Consider the following 11,619-nt stretch of genomic DNA (forward strand, 5'->3'; position numbering starts at 1 on the left):
ATGTGTCACAAATTAGTTCAAAGGTGACACTTGTATGACACCTCATATCTTTTGTTTTAATAGCCTCATCCCCACGATGAGGTTTTTTTATGAGTATTACAGTTTTAAAAAATGATTCATTAATAAATTACTTTTCTGATGACGCGGTAGCAACAGGACAAATTCAACCGACCGATCCAATGCAATTACTAGCAGATCCAAATCTTTTACGTAATGCTTTACTGATTTATTCAGAAAAAGTGATTGAGCTAGAGCACAAAGTTGAAGTTATGCTACCTACCATGGAAGCGTTTGACCGTATTGCTACAGCCGAGGGAAGTATGTGCCTAACTGATGTTGCTAAAGCTCTACAACAAGAACCACATAAATTTAATAAGTGGCTTCACATGAATGACTGGATTTACAAACGTAATGGCTGCAAACATTGGATTGCTTATCAAGAGAAAATTAAAGCGGGATATTTAGAACATAAAGTAAAGGATATTCAGCTGCCTGATGGGACGATCAAAATCACAGAGCAGGTAAGAGTAACGCCAAAGGGCTTAACCAAGCTTTCAAAGCTTTTAGGAAACAACAATGCATAATCTAGGCAATAAAAAAGCCCTTCAGAGAATTCTTGGCGGAATCAAAGGGCTTTGGATTGCTAACACAAGGAGTATTAACAGTGAACAGTATGGTGCAAGTAATGGGGGGAAATCAAGTCTACGATACGAGTGATGTTGCTGAAGGTCATGGTTTACTAACGAAATATATAGCCAGCTTAGAGTGCTTAAGTCAGATGTTTCTATTTAAGTTAAAGCAATTTAAAAAGCCCTGAACATTCAGGGCTTTTATAGTAGTGATCTATTCACATACTTCTACAAAGTTTCGAGCAGTTTTATCTTTGCTGTCGCGCAACTTAATTATTTTTTTGCGCTCACCATAAAGGTTGTGAACATCATTTAATGTTTCATCCTTAAGTTGGCTTTTGTATGGGCCTTCAACCTTGTTTACATAGTTTTCCATGAAGACTGTCATCCAACATATTGTGTTGAGGTCACCATAGTCATAACCATTCTTATCTAAGCCTTGAACCCAGTCTGGATATTCATCACTTAAAAGGCTCCGTGCTGTTTCTAACTTAACATAGGAATTATTAAACAAAGAGTTTTTCAAAGCAGGCTCATTGTTTACATTCTTATTTGCTTCAATGATCAATCTATAATTGTCAGTAGCATAATTTTTTAAATCTACTTTCACATATTTATCAATGTCTTCTTTATCTGTTGAAGCCTTACAAGAAGTCAGGAATAAGCAGGAAAGTAATAGTATTGGTATTAATGTAATTTTCATATTGAAAAGTGGTTATTAGGTGGAGAGTAGTGGTAATTTTGAATATATAACGAAACAAGTGCTGTATAGTTTTATGTATCAGGGCGTACAGTCCATACGATCAATAATAATATGATTTAAAAAGATAGTCATAGGTTCTTTAAAAGAAATTTTTATGTCATTCTCTTTAGAGATTAAATGTTTATTCGAGTAACTTTATGAGGATGGTCAGTAAAAATGAAGTCATTCCTTATATATGACTCTTTAACAAAAAGATATATTTTATTAACTGTAGGATTAATTGTTATTGCCTTGATGATAGGTATCTTTTTTAGAGGGATACTTGAAATTGATTTTGCGATTGGGGTTATTTGCGGCTATTTAAATATTTTTCTTTTATTAAAGAATTATAGATTTCCACTTATTCCTGAAGTTGAAGAAGATAGTGACGACCTTGTTATATACGCAAGGTTGACTCTTCTTCTTCTTTTTGTTTTGACAGAATTTGGCTTTTTAATTGTCGCATTGTTTTAAATTTTTAAGAACGTTTTACTAAAAATAAATTTAAAATTGCTTAAGAAATGCATGTTTAAGCTTATCTATTTGGAAAGTTCCCCGATTGAGAAACTTTCCAATATATGTCTTATAGATGCTTTTGAAAGAACGGAATAATTTTTTCTAAAGCTTGAGCAACAGGTTCAGGTTGGTCATATAAGTCATAATGGCTTGCATCTTTCACCACAAAAAGGTTTTTATCTTTAGAAGCGGCTTTGCTAAATAGCTCATAACCATCTCTATAAGAACCAAACCCGCCCGGAATTTCGCCAATCACAATTTGTAAGGGTTGGGTGAGTAGGTGTTCTGCCAAATGAAATGCATCGAACCCAACAGCAGCCGCTAAACTTGAAAAGCGAAGTTTATTTGGTGAACCTTCTGCCTGACCACGCGGAGTTTTGTAGTAATCAATCGCTTCTTTAATATCAATATCATTGATGCCAGCTTGTTCACGCGCTTGTTGTGAGTTTGGAATGTACTGGGTAATAAAGGGTTTAGCACCACGCGCTTCGGCAGTTCGCTGTGCAGCAATGACTTCTAAAGTTTTAATGGCTGCATCAGGTGTTTGATCACCTTCACGCATGAGACGACCATAATTTGCACCCACAACAGTCGCCACCGCTTTAAAACGACGTTCAGTCATAGCCGCATTAACCGCATAACCACCGCCACCACATACACCTAATACACCAATACGGTTTTCATCAACATAAGTAAGCGTTGTTAAATAGTCGGCTGCACAGCGGAAATCTTCAACACGTGTTGCAGGGTCTTCAAGAAAGCGCGGTTCACCACCGCTAGCACCTTGATACGATGCATCAAATGCTAAAGTTATAAAACCAGCTTCAGTCAGTTTTTCACCATAGATGCTGCCAGCAGTTTGTTCCTTACAGCTACTAATGGGGTGAGCACATACAATGGCTGCATATTTTTTGTTTTCATCAAAATCTTTTGGAAAACGAATAGTTGCAGAAACATCGATGTTTTTATTTTTGAAGGTTACAGTTTTCATCATCTTCTCTCCGAAAGAGAAACTAGGTCGATGAAATCAATATACCCGTAGTGATTTATTATGATAATCCACTATAATTAGATAGCACTTATATTGAATACTTATAAATAATGAAAGAAAATTTAAACGATTTGCATACTTTTATGATCGTTGCTCAAGAACGGAGCTTTACCCGTGCAGCCGCAAAACTCAGAACGTCACAGTCAGCCATTAGCCAAACCCTCCGCAATTTAGAAGACCGAATTGGTATAAAACTCTTATCACGAACCACAAGAAGCGTAGCGCCTACAGAAGCGGGGGAATATCTACTCAATTTGCTTCAGCCGGCAATACAAGAAATAGAACATGGCATAAATCAAATTAGTGCTTTAAAAAATGATCCAACGGGAACATTGCGTATCAGTGCCGATGAATATGGAATCCAAAGTGTTATATGGCCAGCAGTTGAAAAAGTCATCCAACAATTTCCTAAAGTTTCAGTAGAAATCATCTCTGACTATGGTCTTGTCGATATTGTAGAAGGGCGTTTTGATGCAGGACTTCGAAGAGGCGGTTTGGTTTCTAAAGATATGATCGCTTTACAAGTGAGTGAGCCAATACAAATGCTAACGGTTGCCACTAAAGAATATTTGGATCGTTATGGTCATCCTAAGCAACCAAAAGATTTAGTTGGACATCAGTGTATTAATTTAAGATTACCCACGCATGGTGAACTCTATCGTTGGCAATTTACTAAACAAGGTAAAACTCAGACAGTTACCGTTAACGCTAAAGTTATTTTTACAACCCTATCTCCAGTGCTTCAAGCAGCAAGAAGTGGTGTAGGAATCGCTTATTTACCTATTGATATGGTTCAGCCTTATATTGAAAGTGGTGAGTTAGAAGAAACACTAAAGGACTGGCGACATAGCTATGAACCTTATCACCTGTATTATCCTCATAGACGTGAGCAAGCACCTTTATTAAATATCTTAATCAATGCGTTAAAGGAAAATTTTAATAAGAGATAATTCTAAGTAAAGATACTGTTAAGAATAATAATTTTGATATTGATATTTCTAAGTCAGGAGTTGAGAGATGCAATTTCTAAGTTCCAATAGTTTGGAAGAAAGAGATGTCATGCTAGAACAGTTTTTAAACTAAGTAGTTGAATTAAAATAATAATTTAAAAAATAAGGTGGTGAGTAGACCATAAGCGCTGTGTGATCAACCGAAAAAGTTAATGTTTTGACTTTTGGGGGAGAATATTGTTATTTTATTTTACGTTATTCATAAATTGATTATGAATAACGTAATTAGAATGAAAATAATTGAAAGCGCAACATGGAGAAAGGATGACCATGAGAGAAGTTGCATTAAGTGATTTGATCAATCAGCAGAAAGTTGGACGATATCAGAAATTTATTTTATTCACCTGTTTATTACTGATGATTATGGATGGATATGACATTCAGTCCATGGCTTACGCAGCCCCAATGATTATAGAAGAATGGGGCGTACATAAAACCATGTTAGGCGTTGTGTTTAGCGCCAGCTTATTTGGTTTGTTTGTCGGATCATTTTTATTAAGTTCACTTTCTGACCGTTTTGGCCGCCGTCCAATACTACTGATCTCAACCTTTATGTTCTCCATATTGATGCTGGTAACACCACATGTCGGCAGTATTGAGCAATTGACTGCAATCCGCTTTGTTACAGGAATTTTTTTAGGAGGTATCATGCCAAATGTCATGGCTTATAGCTCCGAAATTGTTCCATATAAATCTCGTATTTTCACCATGATGGTCATTTCTTGTGGCTATACGGTGGGGGCAATGTTGGGAGGAGGCATATCAGCCTTACTAGTTCCTTGGGGAGGATGGCAGGCGATTTTCTATTTTGGCGGTATTGTTCCTTTAATTATTTTCTTTATCACGTTCTTTAAGCTGCCAGAGTCTTTATATTTTTTAAGTGAAAATAGCAAAAATACTCCCAAAATTTTGTTCTGGCTAAAGAAATTTTATCCTGCGTTAACATTCAATTCAGAGATGAAAATCATTAATACTACTGAAGTTCAGGTTAAGAAGTCACCGCTTGAGTTATTTAAAAATAAGCGTGCGTTTTTTACCTATTCCATTTGGATCATCAGTATTTTAAACATGATCAGCCTCTATTTTCTGGCGAACTGGCTACCAACTTTGGCCAAAGAGTCTGGACTCTCATTAAATCAGGCATTGATGATCGGCTCTACCTTACAATTAGGCGGTACGATTGGTAGTGTTGTAATGGGTCTTAAAATCGATAAGACTGGGTTTTATAAAGTATTAATTCCTGTTTTTTTAGTTGCAGTGATGAGTGTTGCTTTAATTGGCTATGCTGTTAGCCATATTGTTTTATTATTTATCATTATTTTCATTGCTGGCTTTGCTATCGTTGGCGGGCAACCTGCCATTAATGCGCTGTCTGCCAGTTATTATCCAGTTTCACTTCGTACCACTGGGGTGGGCTGGAGTATTGGGATTGCCCGTTTGGGTTCGGTCATCGGTCCGTTGTTTGGCGGTTATCTCTCTCAATTTCTGGTCATTACTCATTTATTTGTGATTGCTGCAATACCTTCGTTGTTCGTTATTATCATGCTGATGATTCAGGCCAAGTATCGAACATAATGCTACCTAAAAGTGAATGAGCGTGAGAAGTTGGTTAATTATTTAAGGGTATGAGAGTCTAAAAGACTCTCATATTTAAAACTTGATTGTGCCAAGCTGGTCAATCAAATTACTACAGCTCTAGATATTTTTTCAAATAGTGGCCAGTTAAAGATTTTTCTGCTGTAAGTAAACCACCAACAGTTCCTGAGAACACCAGTTCACCACCTTTATCACCCGCCAATGGACCAATATCAATAATCCAGTCTGCTTGACTCATGATGTCTAAGTTATGTTCAATCACAATAACAGTGTTGCCTTTATCAACTAAGTTATTTAATAAACTAATCAATTTTTCAGTATCAGAAGGGTGTAGGCCCGTACTCGGTTCATCTAATACAAAAATATTATCTGTTTCATTGATTTGTTTTGTGAGTTTTAACCTTTGACGCTCACCACCCGAAAATGTATTTAAGCGTTGGCCGATTGCAATATAGTCTAGCCCCAAGCTGACCAGAGCGTTAAATTGCTGCTGCAAAGTTTGATCTTCAAAAAATTGACTTGCTTCTGCAACCGTCATTTTTAAAATTTCAGCAATATTTTTACCTTTATAAAGATACTTTAATACTTCAGGCGCATATCCTGAGCCATGACAAACATCACATGTCATTTCAACATCATCTAAAAATGCGAGTTCAATTCTTTCGATACCTGCGCCTTTACATTGAGGGCATGCACCTTCGCTATTAAAACTAAACAGCTTGGCGCTTACTTTATTGGCTTTTGCAAATAGATGGCGAATCGGGTCAAGAAGGTCGAGATAGGTCAGTAAATTGGACCGAATGCTGGCAGTAATTGCAGATTGATTAATGACTTTTGTTTCAGGATATTGTTGGGGTAATACTTTACTGATTAATGTGCTTTTTCCTGAACCAGCCACTCCTGTAATCACGGTTAAACAGTTCTTAGGAATATCGACATCAATATTTTTTAAATTGAATAAATGAGCATTTTTAATTGAAATCCATTTTTTGCCTATACGTGGTGTTTTCTTATAGGTATTTGGCCGTCTAAAAAACTCACCTGTTAAACCTGATGAATTTTTTAATTCTTCGAAAGTGCCTTGGTAAATAATTTCACCGCCGTTGGTTCCAGAAAGAGGCCCCATATCAATGACATGATCCGCTGTTCTAATCAGATCAGGGTCATGTTCAACCAGTAAAACGCTATTTCCTTTATCTCTAATTTTTTGAATAATTTTAATAATATTATCTAAGTCTTTTGGGTGAAGACCAATGCTTGGTTCATCAAAAATATAGAGTAAGTCAACCAGACTGTTACCCAAATGTTTAACCATTTTGATTCGTTGTGATTCACCTCCCGACAACGTATTGCTCACACGGTTAAGGTTTAAATAGCTAAGCCCAACGAGTTTTAAATTAGTCAGTTTATTGATGATTTCATGCAAAACGGTTTCAAATTTTTCACTTTTTATCGATTCGATAAACTCTAAAAGCATTGAAACAGATAGGGCCGTACATTCCGCAATATTTTTACCGTTAATCTTACAGGATAAAGATTTTTGATTAAGCCGTTGTCCCTTACATAGGGAGCATTCTTTGGTGGTAATAATTTGCTCAAGTTTATTTCGATAGCGATTTCTTTCCTGCGCTTCGCCTTTTAAAAAATTACGTTCAAAGCGGGTCACTAATCCTTCATATAGTGCCGTTTTTCTCCATTTACTTGTTGGGTTTAAAGGCTTGTGCTGAGGAGCATACAAAAACAATTCCCATTCTTTTTCACTATAATCTTTTAATTTTTTATCTAAATCGAAATAACCTGAATCTGCATATCGTGTCCAACGCCATGCGGTAGGTTGATAAGTCGGGAAGTCTATAGCACCTTCTTCATGTAAGGATTTATCTAAATCTAATATTTTATAGATATCAATTGTTTGCTCTAGTCCAATACCTTCGCATTGCGGGCACATGCCGTTGGGGTGATTAAAAGAAAAAACATTGGAATATCCAACAAAAGGTTCACCCATACGTGAAAATAATAAGCGAAGATTGGCGTAAATATCTGTAATTGTTGCCACTGTTGAGCGGATGTTACCCGTTAATGGCTTTTGATTAATAATGACAGGTACATTTAAATTCTCAATTTTATCAACATCAGCGACTCCAAAATGCTGTAAACGATTACGCACAAAACTGTCTTGAGTTTCGTTGATTTGTCTTTGTGCCTCCGCGCCAATGGTTTCAAAAACTAAAGAAGATTTCCCTGAACCTGAAACTCCGGTAAAGGCGACAATTTGGTGTTTAGGAATTTTTAATGAAATATTTTTAAGATTATTTTGTCTTGCTCCATAAATATTTATTGTTCTTTTAGTCATGTGTAATCACTTGAAGTTAAAGATTTAGGCTAAAGGTAAAACAAAATTTGTGAAAAGGATGTATATGTTTATTAAGTAAATAGTTTAAATATTAAACTTATATGTCTTTTCTTTGCCTAGCCTAAATCTCTGGTGGTGACATGTCGGTATGTACCATATGGGGTAATTCAGTAAAGAGATATAGAAATGTTTCGAGTTTAAAATGGACTACAACCATGTAGTCCATTGATTATTTACCACACTAAAAAATGCTTAGCTCTATGAATCCTTTTTAGCTGCAAGCGCTTTGCGGTCAGTTAAACGATCATAGAATGCCGCTGCCTTGAAACCTGTTTTAAATACGCACCACTGGAGTGGTTCAGGTAGCGTAGAAGGGGTCTTGTGGTATAAGTTTTTCAGAATAGGATTTTCTACTCCTTTAATTTTCTCTGCAAGAAGCTGCCCCATGAGCGACTGAGTCGCAAGCCCATGTCCTGTACAGCCAGCTGCATAGATAATATTTTGATGTGGCCCAGTTGATCCAACCACAGGCAAAAAGTCATAAGCTACGCTAACATATCCACTCCAACAGTGCTTAATACCAAGACCTTTCAAGGTTGGGTGACGTTCACGTAAGGTCTGTGCGAGTGCCGCATAGGCGTCGTGATCTGGTACGTTCGGAGTTTTTGAACCGTAAACATAATTTAACTTCTTAACTGTCAACACCATTGTGTTGTGTGCAGTCAGTCGATGGCTTTCCATCATGAGATGCGGTGTAATAATACCTTCTCGGCCAGGCCAACCCAGAGACTCCAATTGCTTTGGAGTTAATTGTTGGGTTTCAATTGCCGACACCCGTATCGGAGCAACTTTATCACGTAGCAATCCCAACTGAGGTGTGAAAGCATTTGTGGTTAACACCATGATGGGTGCGCTGGCACTACCGCGAGCGGTTTTGCAGGTAATAATTGGTCCTTCGCTATAAGAGAGCAATGGTGTTTTTTCATAAATTTTAACACCTGCCTGAATGGCTGCACGGCGTAAACCACTCACGTATTTACCGGGGTTTAGCGTGCCGCCGCGCTGTTCGCTACCAAACAGAAAAGCTGGTGGAATTCCACGAGCACGCATTTCGGCTTGATCTACAAAGCGAGTATGGGATCCTAGTTCCTCACCAACTCTCATACTGCGGCGTAGCCATTTTTCCTGCGAAGGATCTATAACAGCGCGTATAATCCCAGAAGGGTTGTAATCACAATCGATGCCTAACTCGGCCAGACGTTTTTCAACATAGGTCACGCCCTCATCGTAGAAATTGATAAACTGTTTTGCACGTTCAACGCCGAGGCGCTTGGCGAACACTTCGAATTCAATTCCCATACTACCAAGCAGATAACCCGCATTACGGCCGCTGGCACCAAAACCACCGAACTCTTGCTCAAGTACGATGACCTTAGCACCTCGTGCAGTGAGTTCAAGAGCTGTAGACAACCCGGCAAAACCAGCACCAACGACAATGACATCTGCGCTGACCGAACCCACCAACTCAGGTTGAAGGTCGCTAGGCTGTTCTATCCAGCCACCTAAAAGACGAAATGGCACGGATTCAGGGTTGTCACTCATCACTTGTTCATTTGAATAATTCATTCGCTATCCTTCTGTATTATTTTACAGTTCTAGACATCGTCTTTAATCTTTTTTAAAAACAATGCCCCTAGTGCGTTTTACTGTCGGGCTGGAATAAAAGATCCAATAGAAACTTTCTGTGCGCGTTCTAGGGCTTCATAGGCGTAATACAACTGAATGATGGCATAGCCCCACGTCACGAAAGCCCAAGTCATGAAAATCATATGAGTATCGTCGCCAGGGATCGGGAAAAAGTCATATACGATGGCTACTGCCAAACTCACTACAGCGGTTATTGTGGTGGCCAATGCATGAAAAGCCTCTCCAGCGCGTACCAAGCAAATAATGAAATAGAACAGATACATCACAAGAATGCTCCAAGTGATGACGTAAAAATACGGACGTATTTCTTGAAAAAAATCTGCTAGAAAAACCACGAAAGTGCCGGCGAATGCCAATACGAACAGCATGACTTCCTTAAAAGCGGATGGTTTGTAATTATGGGTTAGTGCCATCAAACCAATTACGGCAATAACCGGCATGCCGAAACTACGCGAGAATGAATCGAGAAACATGGTAATTGAAAAATTAACATTTGAAGCTGTCAGCATGTAAGAGACAAAATTCGTCGCCGAGAATGCAACAATCCACCACTCTAAACCAAGTAGATAATTCTTTTTCTTAAGAAATTTTGCACCATAAATCCAGCCAGCAAGCGCTAGAATGATACAAGCGACCAACCCAAAGATATTTATAAGTTCCAAAATGGCAGCATGTGTCATTTCACTGTTCGTTAAGATTTTTGAGGTAGTAGCTTCCGTTTGGCTACCCGCATCAAGGCCAAGAATTTTCATAATATGACTTCCTTGTAATTAATTGACTGTCATGCCAGTAAAATAATATGCTATGATGAATTAGTAAACAATTTTTTATTTATGACGATGATGGAAAACAAAATAGGGCGCCCAAGTAAAGCTCAAGAAAGGTCTTATGAAATTCTTCAAGCTGCTGTTTCAGTTGTGGCGAAAGAAGGGTTAGAAGGAATTACTTTTGCCAAAGTAGCGGAAGCTTCAGGCATGCAACGTACTCTCGTACATCATTATTTTTCGTCACGTTCAGATTTAATGAACGCTTTCATTGAACATTACATTTCAAAAATGGGCACTGAGATTATTCATCGTTTTAGTGGGAAACCATTGAGCGAGCGAATCATCATGATGTTCACACCTGAAGTGTATCGGACTCAAGATGATTTAATAGTTTGGTTCGAGTTGGTGGCTCAAAGTGCGAGAAATCCATTTATCCAGCAAATGCTCCATACACTTTGGACAAAACACTGGCTTCCGGATTTTGAAAATCAATTGGCACAAGAATATCCAAAAGCGACCCCAGAGGCGATTAGCTCAGCGACCTATGTCATTGTTTGTTTATTTGAAGCTTATTGGGCGTTTAGTATTCAAGGCGTCACTGATCAACAGAGACAAAAGCAAATGGAGCAAACGGTATTAATGATTTTAAATGGGCTAAGCTAAATTTAAATAATTTAATACTTAATAAAAAGGTGTATATAGGGGGTGTTAAAGTTCTCTAGAAGTGACTACATCTTCTAAGGAGTGGTTGCGTAGTGAACACAATAGGTAAGATGAAAGAATAGAGATTTTATAAAGTACGGTATCTATGAAGAAAAATTTAAAACTTGATCAAGATACACTTTTTATTAAATTACTATTTAAGTCATCTGCCAAAGTGACAGAGGATGAAGTTGAGTACTACCGAAAATATCCTGACCAAATTGACCAAGTCACAGCACCTATTAATATCCATAAAATATTCTTATGGACTGGAGCATTATTAGGAATCGTAATTGTAGCAATTGCTAAACTCCTTAAGTTTTCAGGAAGCTTAGATTTTCTGTCAGAAGGCATTTTAGAATTTGTTATTGATATTATTTATGAAAGTGGAATTGCTTTAATTGGTGCAGCAGTGACCGCTTATATGCTCGGTGTTCTGCTGAATAAACAACAAGAAAACGCCGTAAAATGGCGAGAAGAAATTCGTAAACGTATAGAAGAAACTGAGCAATAGATAGCAAAAAGCTAAAGGATTTCACTTTAGCT

At 37.7% G+C, this 11,619-nt stretch carries 11 protein-coding genes; 6 read left to right on the forward strand and 5 right to left on the reverse strand.

Annotated features, from left to right (window positions below):
* Positions 1–89: 89 nt before the first annotated feature.
* A complete protein-coding gene (locus POD11_RS15295) occupies positions 90–584 on the forward strand; it encodes a phage antirepressor KilAC domain-containing protein (RefSeq protein WP_262457780.1) in 495 nt (164 codons plus the stop codon).
* 259 nt (positions 585–843) lie between these two features.
* Here POD11_RS15295 and POD11_RS15300 read toward each other — a convergent pair whose 3' ends face one another.
* Positions 844–1,332, reverse strand: coding sequence for a hypothetical protein (locus tag POD11_RS15300; RefSeq protein ID WP_262457782.1), 489 nt, complete (start codon positions 1,330–1,332; stop codon positions 844–846).
* A 216-nt stretch (positions 1,333–1,548) separates the two neighbouring features.
* Between POD11_RS15300 and POD11_RS15305 the strand changes: the two genes are divergently transcribed.
* Positions 1,549–1,845, forward strand: a complete 297-nt coding sequence (locus POD11_RS15305; RefSeq protein ID WP_262457783.1) for a hypothetical protein — start codon at positions 1,549–1,551, stop codon at positions 1,843–1,845.
* Between the two features lie 109 nt (positions 1,846–1,954).
* Here POD11_RS15305 and POD11_RS15310 read toward each other — a convergent pair whose 3' ends face one another.
* Complete coding sequence (locus POD11_RS15310) at positions 1,955–2,878, reverse strand: alpha/beta hydrolase (RefSeq protein WP_262457825.1); 924 nt, start codon at positions 2,876–2,878, stop codon at positions 1,955–1,957.
* A 110-nt stretch (positions 2,879–2,988) separates the two neighbouring features.
* On the opposite strand from POD11_RS15310, the gene POD11_RS15315 reads away from it, so the two are divergent.
* Together POD11_RS15315 and POD11_RS15320 are read left to right on the forward strand one after the other, a co-directional pair.
* Positions 2,989–3,888: a LysR family transcriptional regulator gene (locus POD11_RS15315; protein WP_262457784.1), complete on the forward strand. Its 900-nt coding sequence runs from the start codon at positions 2,989–2,991 to the stop codon at positions 3,886–3,888.
* Between the two features lie 330 nt (positions 3,889–4,218).
* Positions 4,219–5,523, forward strand: a complete 1,305-nt coding sequence (locus POD11_RS15320) for an MFS transporter (protein WP_262457826.1) — start codon at positions 4,219–4,221, stop codon at positions 5,521–5,523.
* Positions 5,524–5,635: 112 nt separating this feature from the next.
* Here POD11_RS15320 and POD11_RS15325 read toward each other — a convergent pair whose 3' ends face one another.
* The 3 genes from POD11_RS15325 to POD11_RS15335 form a co-directional block, all read right to left on the reverse strand.
* Positions 5,636–7,897 carry an excinuclease ABC subunit UvrA gene (locus tag POD11_RS15325; RefSeq protein ID WP_262457785.1) on the reverse strand — a complete coding sequence of 754 codons (2,262 nt, stop codon included), beginning with the start codon at positions 7,895–7,897 and terminating at the stop codon, positions 5,636–5,638.
* A 258-nt stretch (positions 7,898–8,155) separates the two neighbouring features.
* Positions 8,156–9,523: an NAD(P)/FAD-dependent oxidoreductase gene (locus POD11_RS15330; protein ID WP_262457786.1), complete on the reverse strand. Its 1,368-nt coding sequence runs from the start codon at positions 9,521–9,523 to the stop codon at positions 8,156–8,158.
* 77 nt (positions 9,524–9,600) lie between these two features.
* Positions 9,601–10,356, reverse strand: coding sequence for a hypothetical protein (locus POD11_RS15335; protein WP_262457787.1), 756 nt, complete (start codon positions 10,354–10,356; stop codon positions 9,601–9,603).
* An 81-nt stretch (positions 10,357–10,437) separates the two neighbouring features.
* Between POD11_RS15335 and POD11_RS15340 the strand changes: the two genes are divergently transcribed.
* Positions 10,438–11,034, forward strand: coding sequence for a TetR/AcrR family transcriptional regulator (locus POD11_RS15340; protein WP_016140998.1), 597 nt, complete (start codon positions 10,438–10,440; stop codon positions 11,032–11,034).
* A 145-nt stretch (positions 11,035–11,179) separates the two neighbouring features.
* Positions 11,180–11,587 (forward strand): hypothetical protein, encoded by a 408-nt coding sequence (locus POD11_RS15345; RefSeq protein ID WP_262457788.1) that lies wholly within the window; start codon positions 11,180–11,182, stop codon positions 11,585–11,587.
* Positions 11,588–11,619: the final 32 nt, after the last annotated feature.

The organism is Acinetobacter sp. P1(2023), from assembly GCF_028367635.1.
GTDB lineage: Bacteria > Pseudomonadota > Gammaproteobacteria > Pseudomonadales > Moraxellaceae > Acinetobacter > Acinetobacter pittii_E.

Excerpts from the sequence above, each read along its gene's own strand:
- POD11_RS15335 (WP_262457787.1), bottom strand. The coding sequence starts at position 10,356 with ATGAAAATTCTTGGCCTTGATGCGGGTAGCCAAACGGAAGCTACTACC.
- POD11_RS15310 (WP_262457825.1), bottom strand. The coding sequence starts at position 2,878 with ATGAAAACTGTAACCTTCAAAAATAAAAACATCGATGTTTCTGCAACT.
- POD11_RS15295 (WP_262457780.1), top strand. The coding sequence starts at position 90 with ATGAGTATTACAGTTTTAAAAAATGATTCATTAATAAATTACTTTTCT.
- POD11_RS15315 (WP_262457784.1), top strand. The coding sequence starts at position 2,989 with ATGAAAGAAAATTTAAACGATTTGCATACTTTTATGATCGTTGCTCAA.
- POD11_RS15345 (WP_262457788.1), top strand. The coding sequence starts at position 11,180 with ATGAAGAAAAATTTAAAACTTGATCAAGATACACTTTTTATTAAATTA.
- POD11_RS15320 (WP_262457826.1), top strand. The coding sequence starts at position 4,219 with ATGAGAGAAGTTGCATTAAGTGATTTGATCAATCAGCAGAAAGTTGGA.
- POD11_RS15305 (WP_262457783.1), top strand. The coding sequence starts at position 1,549 with ATGAAGTCATTCCTTATATATGACTCTTTAACAAAAAGATATATTTTA.
- POD11_RS15325 (WP_262457785.1), bottom strand. The coding sequence starts at position 7,897 with ATGACTAAAAGAACAATAAATATTTATGGAGCAAGACAAAATAATCTT.
- POD11_RS15340 (WP_016140998.1), top strand. The coding sequence starts at position 10,438 with ATGACGATGATGGAAAACAAAATAGGGCGCCCAAGTAAAGCTCAAGAA.
- POD11_RS15330 (WP_262457786.1), bottom strand. The coding sequence starts at position 9,523 with ATGAATTATTCAAATGAACAAGTGATGAGTGACAACCCTGAATCCGTG.
- POD11_RS15300 (WP_262457782.1), bottom strand. The coding sequence starts at position 1,332 with ATGAAAATTACATTAATACCAATACTATTACTTTCCTGCTTATTCCTG.